Genomic DNA, 23,537 nt, shown 5'->3' on the forward strand with positions numbered 1-23,537 from the left:
CGCCGGGTGGACCGGCGGGGTGGGGCGCCGACCACCTGGGGCAGGACGCTAGACCCGGGCGTCACGCCCCGGCCGGGGTTTGACCGCTATTGGCGCCCGATGACCCTCGGAGACCGTTCGCTTTCGCCGGCGCGGGCGGTCGGCGAAGGTTTCCGTGGGGCGGGCGACCGAAGCGGGGGAGTGGGTGGACCCGGCCGGAGAGCGGTGCTAGGGGCACGGTTAGGCTCCGGCCCATGGACGTCCTCATCAATGTCTTCGTCGCGCTGCACATCATCGGCATCGCCTCCCTCCTGGGCGGTTTCCTCACCCAGATGAAGGCGATCGGGGCCGGCACGGCCCGCTTCACGCCCGCCATGCTGCACGGCGCGCTGACCATGCTGGTCACCGGCGTCGCGCTCGTCGGCCTCAACCAGGCCGACGACCAGACGGTGAACAACCTCAAGATCGGCATCAAGCTGGCGATCCTGGTGGTGATCCTCGGCATCGTCTACGTCAAGCGCGACGACGAGACCGCCGACAAGGGCCTCTTCGCCGCCGTCGGCGGCCTGACCACGGCGAACATCTTCATCGCGACCCTCTGGGTCTGAGCCGCGCGTCCCGGGGGTGGGGGCCGTCACGCCCGCGACCTGACGAAGGCGGGACCGGATGTCGGCGCGGCGTCCTAGACTCGTGAGGCGATGAGCAGCCTCTTTGACGACAGCTTCCTGGCCGGCCTCCAGTCCCACTCCCCGGAGGACGCCCCGCCCCCGCCCGAGGACGACGAGCACGGCGCCCCGGCGGAGGAGGTTCCGCACGACCTGTTCGGGGAGCACTTCGACGCGCCCCCGCCCCGCGACCCGTACTACCGGGACGGCGCCCCCCGCCCGGCCGTGGACCCGGCCGCCCTCCTCGACGGGCTGAACGAGCAGCAGCGGGCCGCCGTCGTCCACACCGACACCCCGCTGCTCATCGTGGCCGGCGCCGGCTCCGGCAAGACCCGGGTCCTCACCCACCGCATCGCCCACCTCCTGGGCACGCGGCACGTGCACCCCGGCCAGATACTGGCGATCACCTTCACCAACAAGGCCGCCGGCGAGATGAAGGAGCGCGTCGAGCAGCTCGTCGGCCCGCGGGCCAACGCGATGTGGGTGATGACCTTCCACAGCGCCTGCGTCCGCATCCTGCGCCGCGAGAGCAAGCGGCTCGGCTTCACCTCCTCCTTCTCGATCTACGACGCCGCCGACTCCAAGCGCCTGATGGCGCTGGTCTGCCGCGACCTGGACCTCGACCCGAAGAAGTTCCCGCCGAAGTCCTTCAGCGCCAAGATCTCCAACCTGAAGAACGAGCTGATCGACGAGGAGACCTTCGCCGACCAGGCCGCCGACGGCTTCGAGAAGACGCTGGCCGAGGCGTACCGGATGTACCAGGCACGCCTGCGCGAGGCGAACGCGCTGGACTTCGACGACATCATCATGACGACGGTCCACCTGCTCCAGGCGTTCCCGGACGTCGCCGAGCACTACCGCCGCCGCTTCCGCCACGTCCTCGTCGACGAGTACCAGGACACCAACCACGCCCAGTACACCCTCGTGCGCGAGCTGGTCGGCACCGGCTACGAGGACCTCGGCCCGGCCGAGCTGTGCGTCGTCGGCGACGCCGACCAGTCGATCTACGCCTTCCGCGGCGCGACGATCCGCAACATCCTCCAGTTCGAGGAGGACTACCCGGACGCGACGACGATCCTCCTGGAGCAGAACTACCGCTCCACCCAGACGATCCTCTCGGCCGCCAACGCGGTCATCGAGCGCAACGAGTCCCGCCGCCCCAAGAACCTGTGGACCAACGCGGGCGCGGGCGCCCAGATCACCGGCTACGTCGCGGACACCGAGCACGACGAGGCCCAGTTCGTCGCCGACGAGATCGACCGGCTCACCGACAAGGGCGAGGCGAAGGCCGGCGACGTCGCGGTCTTCTACCGGACCAACGCCCAGTCCCGCGTCTTCGAAGAGATCTTCATCCGCGTCGGCCTGCCCTACAAGGTCGTCGGCGGCGTGCGCTTCTACGAGCGCAAGGAGGTCCGGGACGTCCTCGCCTACCTGCGCGTCCTCGCCAACCCCGAGGACAACGTCCCGCTGCGCCGCATCCTCAACGTCCCCAAGCGGGGCATCGGCGAGCGCGCCGAGGCGATGATCGACGCCCTCTCGCTCCGCGAGAAGATCACCTTCCCGCAGGCGCTCAAGCGGGTCGACGAGGCCTACGGCATGGCCGCCCGCTCGGCCAACGCCGTGAAGCGGTTCAACGTCCTCATGGACGAGCTGCGCACCATCGCCGAGTCCGGCGCGGGCCCCGCCGTCGTCCTGGAGGCCGTCCTGGAGCGGACCGGCTACCTCGCCGAGCTCCAGGCCTCCACCGACCCGCAGGACGAGACCCGGATCGAGAACCTCCAGGAGCTCGCCGCGGTGGCCCTGGAGTTCGAGCAGGAGCGCGGGGAGGAGGAGGGCGCGGGCACGCTCGCCGAGTTCCTGGAGAAGGTCGCGCTCGTCGCCGACTCCGACCAGATCCCCGACGAGGACGAGGAGGGCGCCGGCGTCATCACGCTGATGACCCTGCACACCGCGAAGGGCCTGGAGTTCCCGGTGGTCTTCCTCACCGGCATGGAGGACGGCGTCTTCCCGCACATGCGCGCCCTCGGCCAGACGAAGGAGCTGGAGGAGGAGCGGCGCCTGGCGTACGTGGGCATCACCCGCGCCCGCGAGCGGCTCTACCTCACCCGCTCGTCGATGCGCAGCGCCTGGGGCCAGCCCTCGTACAACCCGGCCTCCCGCTTCCTGGAGGAGATCCCGCCCGCGTACCTGGAGTGGAAGCGGACGGGTCCGGTGGCGAAGCCGGCCGGTCCGACCTCGGGGATCGCCTCCTCGCTGACGGCCTCGCTCTCCTCCTCCCGCGCCCGCTCCGGCCCGTCCGGCTTCGCGACGCGCCGCGCCGGCTCGGACCGGCCGGTGGTCTCGCTGACGGTCGGCGACCGGGTCACCCACGACCAGTTCGGTCTGGGCACGGTCCTGGCGGTGACGGGCGAGGGCGACAAGGCCCAGGCGACGATCGACTTCGGCGACGAGAAGCCGAAGCGGCTGGTGCTGCGGTACGCGCCGGTCGAGAAGCTGTAGCGGGCGGTACGGCGGTACGGCGGTACGAGTCGGGGCCCGGTCCAGTGGACCGGGCCCCGATGCGTACGGGGTGCGCGTCTCAGCTCGTGGGGTCGAGGCCCTTGTTGCGGAGCCAGGTCAGCGGGTCGATCGCGGAGCCGCCGCCGGGCCGGACCTCGAAGTGGAGGTGCGGGCCGGTGGAGTTGCCGGAGTTGCCGGAGTAGGCGATGACGTCGCCGGCCTTGACCTGACCCCAGCGGATCTTGGTGCTGCTGAGGTGGCAGTACCAGGTCTCGGTGCCGTCGGCGGCGGTCACGATCGCCATGTTGCCGTAGGCGGGGTTCCACTGGGTGCGGACGGTGCCGTCGGTGGCGGCCATGACGGGGGTGCCGTACTGCACGGGGAAGTCGATGCCGGTGTGCAGGGACATCCAGTTGACGCCGGACTGGCCGTAGCGGGCGCTGAGCTGGTGCAGCTTCACCGGAAGCATGAACTTGGGGCGCATGGCCTCCTTGCGGGCCGCCTCCTCCTCGCGCTTCTTCTTCTCGGCGGCCTGGCGGGCCTTGAGGTCGATGCGCTCCTGGGTGCGGCTGGCGCGGTCGCCGAAGTCGCGGACGTCGGCGTCGAGGGCGCTGAGCTGGGTGTCGAGCGCGGTGTTGGCCGCCATCTGCTTCACGGCGGCCGGGTCGGCGGCGGCGAGCGCGGTGGTGTCCTTCTGCTTCGGGCTCTCGGCGCCGCCGGTGAGCCCGCCGACGGAGGCGGCCGCGATGCCGGCGACGCCCATGACGCAGGCGGAGGGGACGGCGACGGTCAGCAGCGCGGAGCGCTTGGCGGGGGTACGCCGCCGGGCGCGGCTGCCGCCGGAGGAGCGGCGCACGGGGCGGGCGCCGGCGGCGGCGTCGGTACGGACCTCGGCGGCGGGCTCGTGGGCCCCGGGCGTCTCGTCGGCGTAGCCCGGTTCGGCCTCGTACGCGCCGTCGGTCTCGGGCTCGTACATCGCCTCGGGCTCGTACGCCGCCTCGGGCTCGTACGCCGCCTCGGGCTCGTACGCCGCCTCGGGCTCGTACGGCGTCTCCGGCTCGTACGGCGTCTCCGGCTCCGGAGACGGTTCGTAGGCGAACTCGAACTCGGAGGTGTGGTCGATCTGTTCGGTCGTGGGGACGTACTGCTGGGGGACGACCGGCTCCGCGGCCTGGTTCCAGGCGGTGGCGTCGTACGCGCCGGTGTCGGTCGCGAAGGCGGGGGCGGCCCACTGGCCGGTGACGTCGTACGTCTCCTGGCCGTACGCGCCCTGCGCCGTGTAGCCGCCGGAGTGCAGGGTCTCGTACTGGCCGGTGTGCTGGGCCTCGGTCCAGGCGGAGGCGTCCCACTGGCCGGTCGTGTCGTACTGCTGGTGCTGCCCGTACGCGGCCTGCGCCGCGTAGGCGTCCGTGGCGGTGCTCCACTGGCCGGTGGTGTTCCACTGGCCCGTCGTGTCGTACGCGCCGGTGGCGGCGTACTGACCGAGGTCCCACTGGCCGCTGTGGCCCGTCCGACCGGCGTCGGACCAGGCCCCGAAGAGCGGGTCGGCCGCGAAGCCGCCGGTGAGGTGGGCGCCGTCTCCGGCGTACCCGGCGTGGGGGTGCTGGTCGTTCACCAACGTCTCTCTCGCCTCGGCAGCAGGACCAGTCCGGGGCGGGCCCGACAGGGGTGTCCCGGGGGGAAGCAGTGGCGCGACTGTACCCGGCGGTACACGGGACCGACAATCTTCGGAGGGGTTCGGCGGCGCAGGAAACGGGCAATCGGCAGTGTTTCGCCAGCTCGTGCACAGACCCTTGGCCTTGTGTTCGAGGAACGTTCGAAGAACAGCCCGGGGGTGTCGCGGCCGACTGGCGAGTTCAAGCCACCGAGGAAGCCCCTTCGGCCGTTCCTTCGGATGTCCCTCCGGCGGCCCCCTCGGCCGCGTCGAGGGCCGTGAGGATCCCGGCCGCGACCGTCGGGTGCACCGGCAGCGCCAGATGGCCGATGCCGCTCACCCGCACGTTGTGCGCCAGCAGGTCGGGATGGTCGAGGCGGGCCGTCTCCACCGGCACCATGATCCGGTCCAGGTCGCTCCAGAAGCTCACGAACCGCGTCCGGCAGCCCGGCGCCGGCGCGGCCAGCTCCCGCAGCACCTCCGACCCCGGACGCATCTGCCGCACCAGCGGGTGCGCGTCGGCGAGCGGCGCCGCCACGGACGTGCCCGCGTGCGGCGTGCCGAGGGTGACCAGCGTCCGCACCCGCGCGTCACCGCCGAGGCGCTGTACGTAATAACGGGCGATGAGCCCGCCCAGGCTGTGCCCCACCAGGTCCACCTCGGTCCGGCCGGTGCGCGCCAGGACCGCCTCGATCCGCCGCCCCAGGGCCTCGGCGGCGGTTCGCAGGTCGCAGGTGAGCGGCGAGTGGTCCAGGGACACGACGCTGTGACGGCCGTGCCGGGCGAGCGCGCGGCGCAGCAGCAGGAAGACGGAGCGGTTGTCGGCGAAGCCGTGCAGCAGCACCACCGGACGGCCGCCGCCGTCCGCGAGGGGCACGGGGGCGTCGTCCGGGCCCGCGACGGCGAGGCGCTCCGGGACGATCCCGGACGGATAGAGGACGAGGCGGCCGGTGAGGACCGCGGCTTCGAGGGTGGTGGCCTTCAGCAGGGCGGTGACCTTGGAGAGCTCCATCGCCGACCTCCCGCGCGGCGTCCGGGGCGCGGTACGCCGGGACGCCGGGGTTCCGTGCCGCACGGACGACGGCGCGGGACCCCGGCGACCGGCGTCGCGGCTCCTTTCACGACCGGCCCCGCGGGCGGCTGGAGGGCCCAGGAGGGGGGCCCGGAGCGGTGCAGGTCGCGGAACGAACGTGTCCCACGTGTGATTTCCCCCTCGCCGGGCACCGCGAAACGGCCCGTTGCGGGATGCTGTCGATAACGTTCGTTCACCTCCCCGGCACAGACGCGCGGGGGTCGCATGTGGAGGCAGTGATGGGTGTGACCGGTCCGATCCGCGTGGTCGTCGCCAAGCCGGGTCTCGACGGCCACGATCGTGGGGCCAAGGTCATCGCGCGGGCCCTGCGCGACGCCGGCATGGAGGTGATCTACACCGGGCTGCACCAGACGCCCGAGCAGATCGTCGACACCGCGATCCAGGAGGACGCCGACGCGATCGGCCTCTCGATCCTCTCGGGTGCGCACAACACGCTCTTCGTCAAGGTCATCGAGCTCCTCAAGGAGCGCGACGCGGAGGACATCAAGGTCTTCGGCGGCGGCATCATCCCCGACGCGGACATCCCGCCGCTGAAGGAGAAGGGCGTCGCGGAGATCTTCACGCCGGGCGCGACGACCGCGTCGATCGTCGACTGGGTCAACGCGAACGTGCGCGTGGCCGCCTGACGGCCGCCGCACGCACCGTGCGCACCGGACGGCCGGGAGCCCCCTCCGACGGGCTCCCGGCCGTCCGTGCGTCTGTGGCCTCCCACGTCACGCCTGCGGGCCGTCCAGCTCCGCACGCATGCGGGCGCGCAGCTCCAGCGTGGCCACCAGGCGCTGGAACGCCTCCGACCAGTAGGCGCCCGCGCCCGGAGAGGCGTCCTCCGCCTCCGGGACCGCCGCCGCGAGCGACGCCAGACGGCCGGCGGCGGCGGGGGAGAGGCAGCGCTCCGCGAGCCCCATCACCCCGCTGAAGCTCCACGGATAGCTGCCCGCGTCCCGGGCGGAGTCCAGGGCGTCGATCACCGCCTCGCCCAGCGGCTCCGCCCACGGCACCGCGCACACCCCGAGCAGCTGGAAGGCCTCGGACAGGCCGTGCGCCGCCACGAACGCCGCCACCCAGCCGGCCCGCTCCGCCGGGCCGAGCGTCGACAGCAGCTGGGCCCGCTCGGCCAGCGAGGACGTGCCGGGGCCCGTCGCCGGCGGTGTCGAAGGGTCGCCGAGCAGCGCCCGTGACCAGGCCGCGTCCCGCTGGCGCACCGCCGCCCGGCACCAGGCCGCGTGCAGCTCCGGCTGCCAGTCGTCGGCGACCGGCAGCGCCACGATCTCCTCAGGGGACCGCCCGCCGAACCGGGCCGGCCAGCAGGTCAGCGGCGCGGCCTCCACCAGCTGGCCCAGCCACCAGGACCGCTCGCCGCGGCCCGCCGGGGGCACCGCGGCCACGCCGTCCCGCCGCATCTCCTCGTCGCACTCGTGCGGCGCCTCCACCACGACCGTCGGCACGGGCTCCGTCCGGTCCAGGCCCACGCAGGTCAGCGCCCGGCCCGCCATGCGGCCCGCGAGCGCGGAGCCCGGCAGCGCGGAGAGCAGCTCGGCGGCGGTCGCGCGGACGTTGCGGCTGCGGTCGCCGAGGGCGGCCTCCAGGAACTCCTCGTCCGCCGCCGACAGTCCGGCGCGCAGCGAGTCCAGGAACATCAGCCGGTCCTCGGCCCGTTCGCCGTCCCAGGTCGTGGCGAGCAGGGCCCGTCCCGCGGCCGGATCCTTCGCCCGTACGCCTCCGAGGAGGGCGACCCGCTCGGCGAACAGGCCCTCCTCCCACAGCTTCCGCACCGCTTCCGCGTCCCCCGGGTCCGGCAGGGCGCCGCCGGCCCCGGTGCCGCGCAGCGCGAACCGCCACTCCGGGTTGAGCCGGGCCAGCCACAGTCCGCGCGGTCCGGCGAACGCCAGGGCCTGCGGGCGGAGATCGGTACGGGCCCTGGCCGCGTCGAGGAGGGCCGGCAAGGAGGCCGGCGGCGCCTTGTAGCCGCGCTCGCCGGCCAGCGCCAGCCACTGCGGGAGCAGTTCGGCGAGGTCCGGCGCGGGGCCGCGGCGGCCGGCGGCGGGGGCGGCCCCCCGGCCCGCCAGCAGGCCGTCGAGGCGGTGGCGGGCCGCCTCCGGCAGCGCGGGGCGGGGGTCGTGCGGGGCCGGTTCGGGGGGTACGGCCGCGGGGCCGGGGCGGAGGCCTGCGCGGCGGCGGAGGGTGTGGCGGGCGGCGGTGTCGAGCAGGGTCCGGGCGGCTTGCGCGCCGGAGGGCGGGCGGCGGTCGGTGCCGAGTAGGGCGGTGGAGACCAGGGCGTCCCAGTCGGTGTCTGTCGTCGTCACGGTTCCTCCGGGTCGTGGTCTCGGGGCCGCCCGCATCCGTACCGAGCCGTCGCACGGGGTGCGGGTTCAGGCGCGGGAACCTGGGCGCGGCAACAGGGCGCCGTTCCGTGTGCCCATCCGCCCACACGGCGGGGGCGGGGCAGGTCACGTCAAGGGGACCGGGTCCTCCGGGGACTCCCGGGACCAGGCCGTCAAGGGGGTGAAGCCTCTGGGGCCGCATTCGCCGAAGACCGTGAGGGGGGTGCCGCCCGACAGGGCCAGGAGGCGCCAGAGGGTGGGGCGGGGCGGGGGTGTCAGGGGGAGGGCCTCGCGGCCGTCGGCGTCGGCGAGCTGCCAGCCGTACTCCGTGGGGGCGGGGACGACCTGGGTGAGCGTCACCGGCCAGGACTCCAGCCAGGGGTCCTCGCGCAGGGCGCGGCCGTACGCGTCGAGGGCCGCGCCGACCGGGCCGCCCGGCGGCGGGGCGGCCGGGCCGGGGGCCGGGACCAGCTCGCCGGGGTCCGCGCGGAGCTGTCCTGAGCCCGCGTGCGGGGTGAGTTCGCCGTCGAGGAGGGCGCCGACCGGCAGGGTGAGGGCGGGGGCGCGGCCCGCCGCGCCGTACGAGAGCAGCAGGGCCGTACGGCCGCCGGTCGTGCCGTACAGCCAGATGCGACGGGTCGTCAGCCGGCCGTCCCCGGTGTCGTACCGGGAGAGGACCAGCCAGCGGTCCCGTACCGCCGGGCCGGCCGGGACGGACGGGAGGCCGACCCGGGTCCGCACCGTCGCCGCCAGACCGGCGGGCAGCCGGTCGGCGGCCAGCCAGGCGCGGTCCAGGAGATGGGCGAGCGCGCACTCCTCCAGGAGCCGCACCGGCCAGCCCGGGCCCGAGCCCGGTATCGCGCCGAGCTCGCGGGCCCGGGCCGCGAGCCCGGGCGCCTGCGCGTCGACCATGCGGGCCGCGGTCTCCTCCCACAGGCCGTACCCCTGGCGGCCGGCCGCCGCGAGCCCGCCGCGGACCAGGTCGGTGAGCCGCCGCTCCAGCTCCTCCGCGCCCGCCGTCACCCGGGCCGCCCGGCGCTCGGCCCGGCGGCGGGCCGCCTCGGGATCGGCCGGTGCCGCCGCCGGCGCCGGGCGCGGCGCGAGCCGGCGGGCGGCCCAGCCGGGCGGTTCGGCCCCGTCCGGCACGGCCGGGTCGCCCGCCGCCCAGAGCAGCAGCAGGCCGAGCGCGTGCTTGCAGGGGGACTTGCGGCTCGGGCAGGTGCACGCGTACACGGGCCCCGAGGTGTCCACGACCGTGCGGTACGGCGTGCGGCCGCTGCCCGCGCACTGCCCCCAGACGACCCCGTCGCGGCCGCCCGCGCCGCTCCACGGCCCGGCCGTGCCGAGCGCGCCGCCCGCTCTGCGCGACACCTCGTCAGGAGCCAGTGCCCGCACCTGCTCAGCCGTCCAGCGCGTCCCCGTCGCATTCATGTACCTGACGGTATTCTCCGCCACTGACAACGCAGTTGACCTGGGGATTCTCTTCCGGAGGAGGACCCCGGCGACACCTTCGCTTTACCGGTCCTTTACGGTGCTGTGCGAGCTCGCGCGAACCAGCGTGAGCCCTTCGACCGCACCACCGTGCAGGGGGAGTACCACCATGAACCGCACCGTCCGCACCGCCGTCTCGGCCCTCGCCGTCGTCGGCCTCGCGTTCGGGCTCGGGGCCTGTTCCGAGGCGGCCGACAAGGCCGCCGACCAGGTCGACAAGGCCGTCACCGAAAGCTACGAGGTGACCTACGAGGTCACCGGCACGGCCGTGGAGACGATCGAGTACCACGCCGGCGACGGCACCGCGATGCAGCCGCAGGTCGCGAGCGACAAGAAGCCGACCGTGCCGTGGACCAGGACCGTGAAGCTGCACGGCATCATGCCGCCCGCCGTCATGCCCGTCTCCGCCGAGCCCGCCGACCTCACCTGCAAGGTCGTCTACCAGGGCAAGGTCATCAAGGAGGCCAAGGGCGAGCAGGCCATGTCCGGCGGCTGCGTCGCCGTCTCCCCGGTCTTCAACTGACCGTCCCCACCCCTCGATTGCACCGCTGACCTGCGGCGCGAGCCGATTGTCAGTGGCGTGGTGCACCGTGGATCGCACAGCAGGTCGAACGATCTGGAGGGGGATCCATGATGGTGCCCGCAACCACCACCCAGCAGCCCGACGCCGGTGCCGTGACGGACACCGGCCCGGGCCGCCCGGGGCCCGCCGAGGCCCTGCGGCCCCACGCCGAACACGCCTTCGCCCACGAGCTCGCCGCGCTCGCCGCCGCCGACGACCGCCCCCGGCCCGCCCGTTGGCGCCTCTCGCCCTGGGCCGTCGCCACCTACCTCCTCGGCGGCGCGCTCCCCGACGGCACCGTGATCACACCCAAGTACGTCGGCCCCCGGCGCATCGTCGAGGTCGCCGTCACCACGCTCGCCACCGACCGGGCACTGCTCCTCCTCGGCGTCCCCGGCACCGCCAAGACCTGGGTCTCCGAGCACCTCGCCGCCGCCGTCAGCGGCGACTCCACCCTCCTCGTGCAGGGCACCGCCGGCACCCCCGAGGAGGCCATCCGGTACGGGTGGAACTACGCCCGGCTGCTCGCCGAGGGCCCCAGCCGCGCCGCGCTCGTCCCCAGCCCCGTCATGCGCGCCATGGAGCGCGGGGCGACCGCCCGCGTCGAGGAGCTGACCCGGGTCCCCGCCGACGTGCAGGACTCGCTCATCACGATCCTGTCCGAGAAGACCCTGCCCGTCCCCGAACTCGGCGAGGAGGTCCAGGCCGTCCCCGGCTTCAACCTCATCGCCACCGCCAACGACCGCGACCGGGGCGTCAACGAGCTGTCCAGCGCGCTCCGGCGCCGCTTCAACACCGTCGTGCTGCCCCTGCCCGCCACCCCCGAGGACGAGGTGGACATCGTCGCCCGCCGGGTCGAGCAGCTGGGCCGCTCCCTCGAACTGCCCGCCCCGCCCGAGGGCGTCGAGGAGATCCGGCGGGTCGTCACCGTCTTCCGCGAACTGCGCGACGGCGTCACCGCCGACGGCCGGACCACGCTCAAGTCCCCCTCGGGGACGCTCTCCACCGCCGAGGCCATCTCCGTCGTCACCGGCGGCCTCGCGCTCGCCGCCCACTTCGGGGACGGCGTGCTGCGCCCCTCGGACGTCGCCGCCGGCATCCTCGGCGCCGTCGTCCGCGACCCGGCGGCCGACCGGGTCGTCTGGCAGGAGTACCTGGAGACGGTGGTGAGAGAGCGCGACGGCTGGAAGGACTTCTACCGCGCCTGCCGCGAGGTGAGCGCATGACCGCCCTCGCCACGGTACCCGCGCAGCCCCGGGCGCGCGAGACGGCCTGGCCGCTGCTGCTCGGGGTCCGGCACCACGGGCCCGGCTCCGCGCGCGGGGTGGCCGCCGCCCTGGACGCGGCCCGGCCCGACGCGGTCCTGATCGAGGGCCCCGCCGAGGCCGACGCGCTGGCCGCGCTCGCCGCCGACCCGGAGATGCGGCCGCCCGTCGCCCTCCTCGCCCACGCCGTCGACGACCCCGGCCGGGCCGCCTTCTGGCCCTTCGCCGCCTTCTCGCCCGAGTGGACCGCGCTGCGCTGGGCCCTCGCCCGGGGAGTCCCCGTCCGCTTCGTCGACCTGCCCGCCGCCCACACCCTCGCCGCCACCGACCCCACCTGGGGCGACGGCGAGGACGAGGCCGACGGCTCCGCCCCCGTCGACCCGCTCGCCGCACTCGCCCGCGCCGCCGGGCGGGAGGACCCCGAGCAGTGGTGGGAGGACGTCGTCGAACTCCGCGGCGACAGCGACCCCCTCGCCCCCTTCGCGGCCCTCGCCGAGGCCATGACCGCCCTGCGCGAGCGGTACGGACACGGCGGCCGGCCGCGCGACCCGGTCCGCGAGGCCCACATGCGGCTGAAACTGCGCGCCGCCCGCAAGGAGTTCGGCGACGCCGTCGCCGTCGTCTGCGGCGCCTGGCACGTCCCCGCCCTCGCCGCCCGCACCACCGCCACCGCCGACCGCGCCCTCCTCAAAGGCCTGCCCAAGGTGAAGGCCGAGCTGACCTGGGTCCCCTGGACCCACCGCCGACTCGCCCGCCGCTCCGGATACGGCGCCGGGATCGAGTCCCCCGGCTGGTACGGCCACCTCTTCGCCGCCCCCGACCGGCCCGTCGAGCGGTGGATGACACGGTGCGCCGCTCTCCTCCGGGAGGCCGACCACCCCGTCTCCTCCGCCCACGTCATCGAGGCCGTCCGCCTCGCCGAGACCCTCGCCGCCCTGCGCGGCCGGCCGCGCCCCGGCCTCGCCGAGACCACCGACGCCGTCCGGGCCGTCCTCTGCGAGGGCTCCGACGTGCCGCTCGCCCTCGTCAGGGACCGGCTCGTCGTCGGCGACGTCCTCGGCGAGGTCCCGGCCGCCGCGCCCGCCGTCCCGCTCCAGCGCGACCTCGACCGGCTCCGCCGGAGCCTCCGCCTCACCCCCGCGGCCGAGGAGCGCGACCTCGACCTCGACCTGCGCCGCGACACCGACGCCGCCCGCAGCCGCCTCCTCCACCGGCTCCGGCTCCTCGGCGTCGACTGGGGCCTGCCCGCCGCCGGCCGCACCGGCACCGGCACCTTCCGCGAGTCGTGGCTGCTGCGCTGGCAGCCCGAACTGCACGTCAGGGTTGCCGAGGCCGGCGTCTGGGGCACCACCGTCGAGGCCGCCGCCACCGCCAGGGCCGAGTCCCTGGCCCTCACCGCGGCCGGCCTCGGCGAGATCACCGGCCTCGCCGAGCGCTGCCTCCTCGCCGGCCTCACCGACGCCCTCCCCGCCGTCCTCGGCGCCCTCGCCGAGCGGGCCGCCCTCGACACCGACGTGGCCCACCTCGCCGACGCCCTCCCGGCCCTCGCCCGCGCCCTGCGCTACGGCGACGTCCGCGGCACCGACACCGCCGCCCTCGCCGACGTCGCCACCGGCCTGGCCGAGCGGATCCGCGTCGGCCTCCCGCCCGCCTGCGCCGGGCTCGACGCGGACGCCGCCGACCGGATGCGCGAGCGCCTGGACGCCGTCCACACCGCGATCGCCCTCCTCCCCGACCCCGCGCCGGCCGACGACCCCGCCGCCCTCGCCTCCCGCTGGGCCGGCACCCTGCGCCGGCTCGCCGCCGGGGAGCGGGTGCCCGGCGCCGTCCGGGGCCGGGCCGTGCGGATCCTCCTCGACGAGGGGCGGCTGCCCGACGACGAGACGGCGCGGCTCATGGGCCTCGCCCTCTCGCCCGGCACCCCGCCCGCCGACGCCGCCGCCTGGACCGACGGCTTCGTCGGCGGCCCCGGCGGCGGACTGCTGCTCGTCCACGACGAGCGCCTCCTCGCCCTCCTGGACGGCTGGCTCACCGGCGTACCGGCCGAGGCGTTCACCGCCGTGCTGCCGCTGCTGCGGCGCACCTTCGGGGCGTACGAGCCGGGGGTGCGGCGGGCCCTCGGCGAGCTCGCCGCCCGGGGGCCCGAGGCCGCCGGGCCCGGCTCCGCCGCCCTCGTCCCCGGCTTCGCCACCACCCTCGACGAGGAGCGGGCGGACGCCGTCCTCCCCCTCCTCGCCCTCGTCCTCGGTACGGAGGCCCCCGCATGAGCGGCACCGACGAGCGGCTGCGCCGCTGGCGCCTCGTCCTGGGCGGCGCCGCCGCCGAGACCACGGGCCGCGCCCTGACCGGCACCGACGCCGGCATGGACGCCGCCCTCGCCGCCCTCTACGACACCGGAGACGGCGCGGACGGCAAGGACGGCCGGGAGCGCAGGGGCGGGCTCGGCGGCTCCGCGCCCTCCGTCGCCCGCTGGCTCGGCGACATCCGCGGCTACTTCCCCACCTCCGTCGTGCAGATCATGCAGCGCGACGCCATCGACCGGCTCGGGCTCGCCACGCTCCTCCTGGAGCCGGAGACGCTGGCGGCCGTCGAGCCCGACGTGCACCTCGTCGGCACCCTGCTCTCCCTGAACAAGGCGCTGCCGGAGACCACCCGGGAGACCGCCCGCGCCGTCGTCCGCAAGGTCGTCGACGACCTGGAGGCCCGGCTCTCGGCGCGCACCCGGGCGACGGTCACCGGCGCCCTCGACCGCACGGCCCGGACCGGCCGCCCCCGCCACCGGGACATCGACTGGGACCGCACCCTGCGGGCCAACCTCAAGCACTACCTCCCCGAGCACCGCACGGTCGTCCCCGAGCGGCTGATCGGCCACGGCCGCGCCTCCCGGGCGGTCCGCAAGGAGATCGTGCTCTGCGTCGACCAGTCCGGCTCGATGGCCGCCTCCGTCGTGTACGCCTCCGTCTTCGGCGCCGCCCTCGCCTCGCTCCGGGCCGTCGCCACCCGGCTTGTCGTCTTCGACACCTCCGTCGTGGACCTCACCGACGCGCTCGACGACCCCGTCGACGTCCTCTTCGGCACTCGGCTCGGCGGCGGCACCGACATCAACCGCGCCCTCGCCTACTGCCAGTCGCGGATCACCCGCCCCGCCGACACCGTCGTCGTCCTCGTCAGCGACCTGTACGAGGGCGGCATCCGCGACGAGATGCTGAAGCGGGTCGCGGCGATGAAGGCGTCCGGGGTGCAGTTCGTCGCCCTGCTCGCCCTCTCCGACGAGGGCGCCCCCGCCTACGACCGGGAGCACGCCGCCGCCCTCGCCGCCCTCGGCGCCCCCGCCTTCGCCTGCACCCCCGACCTCTTCCCCGAGGTGATGGCCGCCGCCCTGGAGAAGCGGCCGCTGCCGATACCCGACACCGACTGAGCCCGGTCCCGTGCGGATTCCGTCGCCGACGGGCCACCCGGACGGGCGCGCCCGGGCCCACTGAGGCCCATATCACATCCGCGGCCAGGTGGCCCTCACCCGGTGGGCCGGCGTGGCGTGAGGGGGGCAAACCCCGCCTCCCGCCTGCCCGGTGGTGGGCGGGAGGCGGTCCGAGGGCGCCCACGGACAGCCCTTTCGCCCCTACGTTCTGTGACCCGTATCACCGCTGGGTTGTGATCTGCGATTTAGGGACCAACGGCCCACGGGGATAACCTGCGGGACGGACATGCCGCGTCCACGGTCACCGTGTACGCCTCCCTAGTGACAGCGCAGTCACGTTGCCCTCCGCGGCACGCCCACGCAGACAACGAACCGCGATCATCTAGAAAAGGGACGCGCGTGGACCTGTTCGAGTACCAGGCGAGGGACCTCTTCGCCAAGCACGGCGTACCGGTGCTGGCCGGTGAAGTCATCGACACGCCTGAGGCGGCGCGCGAGGCCACCGAGCGTCTTGGCGGCAAGTCGGTCGTCAAGGCCCAGGTGAAGGTCGGCGGCCGCGGCAAGGCCGGCGGCGTCAAGCTCGCCGCCACCCCGGACGAGGCCGTCGCCCGCGCGACGGACATCCTGGGCATGGACATCAAGGGCCACACGGTCCACAAGGTGATGATCGCGGAGACCGCTCCGGAGATCGTCGAGGAGTACTACGTCTCGTACCTCCTCGACCGCACCAACCGCACCTTCCTCGCCATCGCCTCCGTCGCCGGCGGCATGGACATCGAGCAGGTCGCCGAGGAGACCCCCGAGAAGGTCGCCAAGGTCGCGGTGGACGCCAACAAGGGCGTCGACATCGAGAAGGCCCGCGAGATCGTCGCCGCGGCCCAGTTCCCGGCCGAGGTCGCCGAGAAGGTCGCCGACGTCCTGGTGACCCTGTGGAAGACCTTCGTCGCCGAGGACGCCCTCCTCGTCGAGGTCAACCCGCTGGCCAAGGTCGCCTCCGGCGACATCCTGGCCCTCGACGGCAAGGTCTCGCTCGACGAGAACGCCGACTTCCGCCAGCCGGAGCACGAGGCCCTGGAGGACAAGGCCGCGGCCAACCCGCTGGAGGCCGCCGCCAAGGCCAAGGGCCTCAACTACGTCAAGCTGGAGGGCGAGGTCGGCATCATCGGCAACGGCGCCGGCCTGGTCATGTCGACCCTGGACGTCGTCGCGTACGCCGGTGAGAACCACGGCGGCGTGAAGCCGGCCAACTTCCTCGACATCGGCGGCGGCGCCTCCGCCGAGGTCATGGCGAACGGCCTGGAGATCATCCTCGGCGACACGGACGTCAAGTCCGTCTTCGTCAACGTCTTCGGCGGCATCACCGCCTGTGACGAGGTCGCCAACGGCATCGTGCAGGCCCTGGAGCTCCTCGCCTCGAAGGGCGAAGAGGTCACCAAGCCGCTCGTCGTCCGTCTCGACGGCAACAACGCGGAGCTGGGTCGCAAGATCCTGTCGGACGCCAACCACCCGCTCGTGCAGCGCGTGGACACCATGGACGGCGCGGCCGACAAGGCCGCCGAGCTCGCGGCCGCGAAGTAAGGGAAGAGGGACAGAACAGCCATGGCTATCTTCCTCAACAAGGACAGCAAGGTCATCGTCCAGGGCATGACCGGTGCCACGGGCATGAAGCACACCAAGCTCATGCTGGGTGACGGCACCAACATCGTCGGCGGCGTGAACCCGCGCAAGGCCGGCACCAAGGTCGACTTCGACGGCACCGAGGTCCCCGTCTTCGGCTCCGTCGCCGAGGCCATGAAGGAGACCGGCGCCAACGTCTCGGTCCTCTTCGTGCCGCCGGCCTTCGCCAAGGCCGCCGTCGTCGAGGCGATCGACGCCGAGATCCCCCTCGCCGTCGTCATCACCGAGGGCATCGCCGTCCACGACTCCGCCGCGTTCTACGCGTACGCCGTGGAGAAGGGCAACAAGACCCGCCTCATCGGCCCGAACTGCCCCGGTCTCATCACCCCGGGCCAGTCCAACGCCGGCATCATCCCGGGCGACATCACGAAGCCGGGCCGCATCGGCCTGGTCTCGAAGTCCGGCACGCTGACGTACCAGATGATGTACGAGCTCCGTGACCTCGGCTTCTCCTCCGCCGTCGGCATCGGTGGCGACCCGGTCATCGGCACCACGCACATCGACGCCCTCGCGGCCTTCGAGGCGGACCCCGACACCGACCTGATCGTCATGATCGGCGAGATCGGCGGCGACGCCGAGGAGCGTGCGGCCGACTTCATCAAGGCCAACGTCACCAAGCCGGTCGTCGGCTACGTCGCGGGCTTCACCGCCCCCGAGGGCAAGACCATGGGCCACGCCGGCGCCATCGTCTCCGGCTCCTCCGGCACCGCCGCGGCGAAGAAGGAGGCCCTGGAGGCCGCCGGTGTGAAGGTCGGCAAGACCCCCACCGAGACCGCCAAGCTGGCGCGCGCCATCCTCGCGGGCTGACGCACGGCACCGCCTGACAGGCCGTAAGCGCGTGGGCCCCGCCCCTCCGGGAGACCGGAAGGGCGGGGCCCACGCGCGTACCCGCTACTCGGCGCGCGGCACCAGCCGCTCGGGGCCGGGGTTCGGCTCGGAGCGCAGCCGGTCGCGCAGCTCGATGTCCTCCTCGCCGAGCTTCTGCGGCCCGCCGCGCACCGGCACGCCGTTGACGGTCTGGCCGGGCGCGATCTCCGGGATGTAGCGGGTCGGCGCCGTCGCCGCCGTCAGCGCCGTGACGCAGGCGAGGACCGCCGTCGCCCCGACCACCGCCCGGGTCATCCGCCGGGTCCGCCGCTCGCTGCCGCCCCGGACCGCGCGGGCCCCCGGCAGCGTCGCCGTCGGAGCCTCCGCGACCAGCGTGGCGAGCCGCCGCTGGAGCGCCTCGGGCTCGGCCAGCTCCGGCACCCGCCGGCCGAGCTCCGCGTGCGCGTACAGCAGCCGGTTGGCGGCGGCCGGGGTGCTCGCCTCCGTCTCGGCGGCCGTCTCGGGCAGATCGAGCCCGAGCCCGTCGTAGAGCAGGACGGTACGGCGGTACGGCGCGGGCAGGTCGAGCAGCGCGCCGAGCAGCGCCCGCCGCCCGGCCTCGGTCGGCGGGGCGTCGGGATGCCGGTGGGCGCGGCGCAGCCGGTGCCAGGGCGAGAGGGCGTACTCGTACGCCGCCGCCCGCACCCAGCCGACCGGGTCGGCGTCCGTGGCCACCTCGGGCCAGTGCTCCCAGGCGTGCCGGAAGGCGTGCTCGACGGCCTCCCGGGAGAGGTGCCGGCGCCCGGTCAGCAGATACGCCTGGTGGACGAGGCCGGGAGCCGCGTACCCGTACAGCGCGTCGAACGCCTCCTCGGGCGTGAGCCCGGGCACGGGCGCGGGCGCGGGTTCGCCGACGGATTCCGGCTCCGGTTTCCTGCGCTGCTCGGGCCGGGAGGGCGCCTTCGGGGGCTTCGCGGCGCGCTTCACGGCGGCCTTGGGCCGTACGTTGGCGGGCGCGGGCGCGGGCGCCGGTTTTCCGGTGCGGGTGCCCGGGGTCTCCTCGGAGACGGCGTCCGGGGTGGCGTCCGCGGCGCTGTCCGGGGCGGTGTCCGGCGCGCCGCCGAGCAGCTTCGCGTACGCCTCGCGCTTGCGGCCGCGCGGGGCGGAGCGGCCGGTCTCCCAGGCCTTCACGGTGGCCTTCGTGACGCCCATCGCCTCGGCGACCTGCTCCTCGCTCAGGGAGAGCGCCTCGCGCAGCCGGCGCCGCTCCTTCGGGGTCGGCAGCGCGGTGGCGGTGGAGGGGGGCGCGGTGTCGCCGCCCCGGCTCGTCTGGCTCATCGGTGTCGACCTCCCGCAGCGCACCTCTGGGCGGAAAAGTACATAAACGTATCTTGAGCGACACAACGGATGTTTGCCTGTTACGCCGCGAAAGCGCGTGTCGTTGGCAGCATGGCCCCCGTGACCCACCTGACCGAGCACTCCCTGGTCCAGGGCGGGCGTTCCGCCGCGTTCGCCACCGCCTGCGTCCGCGGCGGGGTCGCCGCCGGACTCGGCGTCGGCGCGCTCGCGGTCCTGGTGATCGTGGCCTGGATCAGCTCGCCGTTCCCCGACAGCGGCGCCGGCGGCGCCCTCCACCTCGCCGCCGGGCTCTGGCTGCTCGCCCACGGCGTGGACCTGATCCGCACCGACACCCTCGGCGGGCTCCCCGCGCCGCTGGGGATCGTGCCGCTGCTGCCCTCCGTGCTGCCGGTCTGGCTGCTGTACCGGACCGCCCGGTCCACCCTCGATCCCGCCGACGAGAACCGCCCCCGGCCCTCGCCGGCCGGCGCGCTCGGCGCCGTGTCCGGCGGCTATCTGCTGGTCGCGGCCGTGATCGTGGTCTACACCGAGAGCGGCCCGCTCCCCGCGGAACTCGTCACCGCCGGGCTGTGGCTGCCCGGCGTGGTCCTCGGTGCGACCGGCGCCGGCGTCTGGGCGGCGCTGGGGCGGCCGCTGCCGGGCCGCGAGGAGGCCGCCGCCGCACTGCGCGGGGCGGGCACCGCACTGGTGACGCTCCTCGCGGGCGGCGCCGTCCTCGCCGGGACCGCCCTCGTCTGGCGCGCGGGCGCGGCGCGGGCCTCGTACGAGGGAATCGCGGGGGAGTGGTCCGGTCGGGTGGCGCTGGCGCTGCTCGTCCTCGCGCTGCTGCCGAACGCCGCCGTGTGGGCCGCCGCGTACGGGCTCGGCCCCGGCTTCGCCCTCGGCACGGGCGCGCTCGCGACCCCGCTGGGCCTCGTCGGCGACCCCGCCGTACCGCCCTTCCCGCTCCTGGCGGCGCTGCCGCCGGAGGGGCGCGGCGGCTGGCCGCAATGGGCGGCGGCGGCCGTGCCGCTGCTCGCGGCGCTGGCCCTCGGCCGCTCGGTGGGCCGCTCCACCGGCACCGGCCGGGCCCGCGAGACGGCGCTCGCGGCGCTGGGCGCGGCCTGGGTGTCCGGGGCGGCGGTCGCCGTCCTCGCGGGCGCGGCGGGCGGCCCGCTGGGCTCGGGCCGGCTGCTCGCCTTCGGCCCGGTGTGGTGGCAGGCGGGCGCGGCGGCGGTGCTGTGGGGCGTCGTCGTCGGCCTGCCGACGGCGCTGGCGGTACGGGCCTGGGGCCGCCGGGTACCCCGCCCGAAGCAGCCGAAGGAACCGAAGCCGCCGAAGCCGCCGAAGGCGTCGAAGGCGTCGAAGAAGGCCCGGGCGGTCACGGCACCGGAACCGGCCCTCGCGGTCACCACCGTGCCCGCCTCCGTGCCCGCCCCCGCCTCCCCGGACGGCGGCGAGGAGGACGAGGACGACGGCTACGTGCCGTACGACTACTTCCCCGCGTCCTGGGAGACCCCGCTCCCGCACAGGGAACCGCCCCGGCCGTCAGGAACGACCGGGGCGACCGGGTCGGAGCCGACAGCGGAGAAAGAGCTCTAGTCGCGCACCCCGAACCCGTCCCGCAGCGGCTTGGGCAGCAGGTCGTTGCAGGCGACCGCGCCCGCGTGGGTGAGGGCGTCGTCCCGGCACTCGTAGAAGTCCTTGTAGACCAGCTGCATCGTGAAGCCGAAGCCCACGATCAGCAGGGCCACGGACGAGGCGACCAGGCCGCTGATCGCCGCCGTCCGCATCGAGCGGGCCGGGTTCGGGGCGCCGGGCGCCGCGGACGGCTGTCCCGAGGGCTGGGACGCGCCCTGTGATTCCGGCGACACCCGCGCCGCGGTCTCCGCCGCCGCCTTCGGCTTGGCGCGCAGCGAGCTGACCGCCCAGTACAGCGACAGCGCGCCGAGCAGCAGGGCCAGCTCCGGGATGTCGAAGATCGCGAAGAAGAAGGCCCACATGCCGCCGAGGACCGCGTACCGCGCGCGCCGCTGCGCCGGGTCCGTGGGGTCCCAGCGCAGTCCGGGCCGCTCGGGTCCCGAGCCGCCCTGACCGCCCTGGCGGTCGGCGCCGCGCTCCGGGCCGCGTCCGAAGCCGGCCGAGGAACGGCCCGGCTGGCGCGGGCTCCACCGCCCGTCGGCGCCGCCCGTCACGGGCGACGAGGAGCCGTCGTCGTCGCCGTCCGAGCCGCCGGAGCCGCCCGAAGCGCCCGATCCGTCCGAGCCGCCGGAGCCCGCGGAACCGTCCGGCCGGCGCGGCTGCCACGGCTGGTCGGGAGTGCCCTCGGGCGGCGGGGCGAACGGGTTGTTGTCGTTCGTGGACTGGCGATCCGGCATCTGCTGGACGTCTTCCCTCTGTCGTCGTGACCGCTTCGCACCGGGCGGCGTGACCGGCGTCGGACCCTGACGCTACCCCCCTGCTCCGCCCCCGTCCCGTGGGGGCCGTCCCGTGTGCCGGTATCGTTGCTGACGGTCGAGCCATTCGTAGGGTTCCCCGTATCGGCGGGCACGATTCGTTCGTAGGACCGCACAAATAACCACGGAAAGAGTGACCCTGTGGCTGCCGCCCGCCTTGTCGTCCTGGTCTCCGGGTCCGGTACCAACCTCCAGGCCCTGCTCGACGGCATCGCCGCCGACCCCGAGGGCTACGGCGCGGAGATCGTCGCCGTCGGCGCCGACCGTGACGCCATCGCCGGTCTGGAGCGGGCCGAGCGGGCCGGGATCCCCACCTTCGTGTGCCGGGTGCAGGACCACGCGAGCCGCGAGGAGTGGGACCGCGCCCTGGCCGAGGCCACCGCCGCCCACGAGCCGGACCTCGTCGTCTCGGCCGGGTTCATGAAGATCCTCGGCAAGGAGTTCCTCGCCCGCTTCGGCGGCCGGGTCGTCAACACCCACCCGGCGCTCCTCCCCAGTTTTCCCGGTGCCCACGGGGTGCGTGACGCGCTCGCCCACGGCGTGAAGGTCACCGGGTGCACCGTCCACTTCGTCGACGACGGCGTCGACACCGGCCCGATCATCGCCCAGGGCGTGGTCGAGGTCCGGGAGTCGGACGATGAATCCGCTCTGCACGAGCGCATCAAGGAAGTCGAGCGCTCGCTGCTCGTCGACGTCGTGGGGCGTCTCGCCCGGCACGGCTACCGCATTGAGGGACGAAAGGTTCAGATCGGTGAACACGGACACCGTTAAGCCCATCCGCCGCGCGCTGGTCAGCGTCTACGACAAGACCGGTCTGGAGGAGCTGGCCCGCGGTCTGCACGAGGCCGGTGTCGAGCTCGTCTCCACCGGCTCCACCGCGGGCAGGATCGCCGCCGCCGGCGTCCCGGTCACCAAGGTCGAGGAGCTCACCGGCTTCCCCGAGTGCCTGGACGGCCGCGTCAAGACCCTGCACCCGCGCGTGCACGCCGGCATCCTCGCCGACCTGCGCCTGGAGTCGCACCGCGAGCAGCTCGCCGAGCTCGGCGTGGAGCCCTTCGACCTGGTCGTCGTGAACCTCTACCCGTTCCGCGAGACCGTCGCCTCCGGCGCCACCCCGGACGAGTGCGTCGAGCAGATCGACATCGGCGGCCCGTCGATGGTCCGCGCCGCCGCCAAGAACCACCCGTCGGTCGCCATCGTCACCAGCCCCGAGCGGTACGCGGACGTGCTCGCCGCCGTCCAGGCCGGCGGCTTCGACCTGACCGCCCGCAAGCGGCTCGCCGGCGAGGCCTTCCAGCACACCGCCGCGTACGACGTGGCCGTCGCCTCCTGGTTCGCCGACGACTATGCGGCGGCCGACGACAGCGGCTTCCCCGACTTCCTCGGCGCCACCTACGCGCGCAAGAACGTCCTGCGCTACGGCGAGAACCCGCACCAGGGCGCCGCGCTCTACGTCGACGGCACTGGCGGCCTCGCCGAGGCCGAGCAGCTGCACGGCAAGGAGATGTCGTACAACAACTACACGGACACCGACGCCGCGCGCCGGGCCGCGTACGACCACACCGAGCCCTGCGTCGCGATCATCAAGCACGCCAACCCGTGCGGCATCGCGATCGGCGCCGACGTCGCCGAGGCCCACCGCAAGGCCCACGCCTGCGACCCGCTGTCCGCCTTCGGCGGCGTCATCGCCGTCAACCGCCCGGTCTCCGTCGAGATGGCCGAGCAGGTCGCCGAGATCTTCACCGAGGTCATCGTCGCCCCGGCGTACGAGGACGGGGCCGTCGAGGTCCTCGCCAAGAAGAAGAACATCCGCGTGCTGCGCGCCGAGGGCGCCCCCAGCAACCCCGTCGAGGTCAAGCCCGTCGACGGCGGCGCCCTCCTCCAGGTCACCGACCGCCTCCAGGCCGAGGGCGACGACCCGGCGAACTGGACCCTCGCCACCGGCGACGCCCTCTCCGCCGAGGAGCTCGCCGAGCTCGCCTTCGCCTGGAAGGCCTGCCGCGCGGTCAAGTCCAACGCGATCCTCCTCGCCAAGGACGGCGCCTCCGTCGGCGTCGGCATGGGCCAGGTCAACCGCGTCGACTCCGCCAAGCTCGCCGTCGAGCGGGCCGGCGAGGAGCGCGCCCGCGGCTCGTACGCGGCCTCCGACGCCTTCTTCCCCTTCCCCGACGGCCTGGAGATCCTCACCGCGGCCGGCGTGAAGGCGGTCGTCCAGCCCGGCGGCTCGATGCGCGACGAGCTCGTCGTCGAGGCCGCGAAGAAGGCCGGCGTGACGATGTACTTCACCGGCACCCGCCACTTCTTCCACTGAC

At 74.7% G+C, this 23,537-nt stretch carries 18 protein-coding genes; 12 read left to right on the plus strand and 6 right to left on the minus strand.

The annotated features are described in order from the left end of the window. The first annotated feature begins 233 nt into the window (after positions 1–233). Both HHL19_RS12385 and pcrA read left to right on the plus strand, forming a co-directional pair. Entirely contained in the window at positions 234–587 is a 354-nt protein-coding gene (locus HHL19_RS12385) for a hypothetical protein (protein WP_169088611.1), read from the plus strand. 90 nt (positions 588–677) lie between these two features. Beyond that, entirely contained in the window at positions 678–3,143 is a 2,466-nt protein-coding gene (pcrA, locus tag HHL19_RS12390) for a DNA helicase PcrA (RefSeq protein WP_169088613.1), read from the plus strand. 79 nt (positions 3,144–3,222) lie between these two features. Here the strand turns inward: pcrA and HHL19_RS12395 are convergent, their stop codons facing one another. Further along, entirely contained in the window at positions 3,223–4,758 is a 1,536-nt protein-coding gene (locus tag HHL19_RS12395; RefSeq protein WP_169088614.1) for a peptidoglycan DD-metalloendopeptidase family protein, read from the minus strand. A gap of 241 nt (positions 4,759–4,999) precedes the next feature. Continuing rightward, positions 5,000–5,809: an alpha/beta fold hydrolase gene (locus HHL19_RS12400; protein ID WP_169088616.1), complete on the minus strand. Its 810-nt coding sequence runs from the start codon at positions 5,807–5,809 to the stop codon at positions 5,000–5,002. Positions 5,810–6,108: 299 nt separating this feature from the next. Here HHL19_RS12400 and HHL19_RS12405 point away from each other — a divergent pair, with 299 nt between their 5' ends. Beyond that, complete coding sequence (locus HHL19_RS12405) at positions 6,109–6,516, plus strand: cobalamin B12-binding domain-containing protein (protein ID WP_169088618.1); 408 nt, start codon at positions 6,109–6,111, stop codon at positions 6,514–6,516. Positions 6,517–6,603: 87 nt separating this feature from the next. On the opposite strand, the gene HHL19_RS12410 is transcribed toward HHL19_RS12405, so the two are convergent. Together HHL19_RS12410 and HHL19_RS12415 are read right to left on the minus strand one after the other, a co-directional pair. Then, positions 6,604–8,229, minus strand: a complete 1,626-nt coding sequence (locus tag HHL19_RS12410) for a DUF5691 domain-containing protein (protein WP_169088620.1) — start codon at positions 8,227–8,229, stop codon at positions 6,604–6,606. A 108-nt stretch (positions 8,230–8,337) separates the two neighbouring features. Next, the gene (locus HHL19_RS12415) at positions 8,338–9,642 is read right to left on the minus strand and encodes an SWIM zinc finger family protein (protein WP_169088622.1); all 1,305 of its coding nucleotides are present in this window, start codon (positions 9,640–9,642) and stop codon (positions 8,338–8,340) included. 169 nt (positions 9,643–9,811) lie between these two features. Between HHL19_RS12415 and HHL19_RS12420 the strand changes: the two genes are divergently transcribed. The 6 genes from HHL19_RS12420 to sucD all read left to right on the plus strand — a co-directional run bounded on the left by HHL19_RS12420 (position 9,812) and on the right by sucD (position 17,431). Next, positions 9,812–10,225: an MmpS family transport accessory protein gene (locus HHL19_RS12420; protein WP_169088624.1), complete on the plus strand. Its 414-nt coding sequence runs from the start codon at positions 9,812–9,814 to the stop codon at positions 10,223–10,225. A gap of 107 nt (positions 10,226–10,332) precedes the next feature. Next, complete coding sequence (locus HHL19_RS12425; protein ID WP_169088626.1) at positions 10,333–11,490, plus strand: AAA family ATPase; 1,158 nt, start codon at positions 10,333–10,335, stop codon at positions 11,488–11,490. Next, a complete protein-coding gene (locus HHL19_RS12430; RefSeq protein ID WP_169088628.1) occupies positions 11,487–13,796 on the plus strand; it encodes a DUF5682 family protein in 2,310 nt (769 codons plus the stop codon). Before HHL19_RS12425 ends, HHL19_RS12430 begins: the two co-directional genes overlap by 4 nt. Next, positions 13,793–14,947 carry a VWA domain-containing protein gene (locus tag HHL19_RS12435; RefSeq protein WP_169088630.1) on the plus strand — a complete coding sequence of 385 codons (1,155 nt, stop codon included), beginning with the start codon at positions 13,793–13,795 and terminating at the stop codon, positions 14,945–14,947. Before HHL19_RS12430 ends, HHL19_RS12435 begins: the two co-directional genes overlap by 4 nt. Positions 14,948–15,346: 399 nt before the next feature. Beyond that, positions 15,347–16,525 (plus strand): ADP-forming succinate--CoA ligase subunit beta, encoded by a 1,179-nt coding sequence (gene sucC, locus HHL19_RS12440; RefSeq protein ID WP_169088632.1) that lies wholly within the window; start codon positions 15,347–15,349, stop codon positions 16,523–16,525. 21 nt (positions 16,526–16,546) lie between these two features. Next, on the plus strand, positions 16,547–17,431 hold the full coding sequence (sucD, locus tag HHL19_RS12445; protein WP_169088634.1) for a succinate--CoA ligase subunit alpha: 885 nt from the start codon (positions 16,547–16,549) through the stop codon (positions 17,429–17,431). A gap of 84 nt (positions 17,432–17,515) precedes the next feature. Here sucD and HHL19_RS12450 read toward each other — a convergent pair whose 3' ends face one another. Continuing rightward, the gene (locus HHL19_RS12450; RefSeq protein WP_169088636.1) at positions 17,516–18,769 is read right to left on the minus strand and encodes a helix-turn-helix domain-containing protein; all 1,254 of its coding nucleotides are present in this window, start codon (positions 18,767–18,769) and stop codon (positions 17,516–17,518) included. 120 nt (positions 18,770–18,889) lie between these two features. Between HHL19_RS12450 and HHL19_RS12455 the strand changes: the two genes are divergently transcribed. After that, entirely contained in the window at positions 18,890–20,371 is a 1,482-nt protein-coding gene (locus HHL19_RS12455; RefSeq protein ID WP_206324752.1) for a DUF6350 family protein, read from the plus strand. Here HHL19_RS12455 and HHL19_RS12460 read toward each other — a convergent pair. Beyond that, entirely contained in the window at positions 20,368–21,147 is a 780-nt protein-coding gene (locus HHL19_RS12460) for a hypothetical protein (protein WP_169088638.1), read from the minus strand. The genes HHL19_RS12455 and HHL19_RS12460 overlap by 4 nt on opposite strands. Before the next feature lie 219 nt (positions 21,148–21,366). On the opposite strand from HHL19_RS12460, the gene purN reads away from it, so the two are divergent. Next, the gene (gene purN, locus HHL19_RS12465; protein ID WP_169088640.1) at positions 21,367–21,996 is read left to right on the plus strand and encodes a phosphoribosylglycinamide formyltransferase; all 630 of its coding nucleotides are present in this window, start codon (positions 21,367–21,369) and stop codon (positions 21,994–21,996) included. Next, on the plus strand, positions 21,977–23,536 hold the full coding sequence (gene purH, locus HHL19_RS12470; protein WP_169088642.1) for a bifunctional phosphoribosylaminoimidazolecarboxamide formyltransferase/IMP cyclohydrolase: 1,560 nt from the start codon (positions 21,977–21,979) through the stop codon (positions 23,534–23,536). Before purN ends, purH begins: the two co-directional genes overlap by 20 nt. Position 23,537: the final 1 nt, after the last annotated feature.

It is taken from the genome of Streptomyces sp. R302 (assembly GCF_012927245.1).
Taxonomy (GTDB): Bacteria; Actinomycetota; Actinomycetes; order Streptomycetales; family Streptomycetaceae; genus Streptomyces.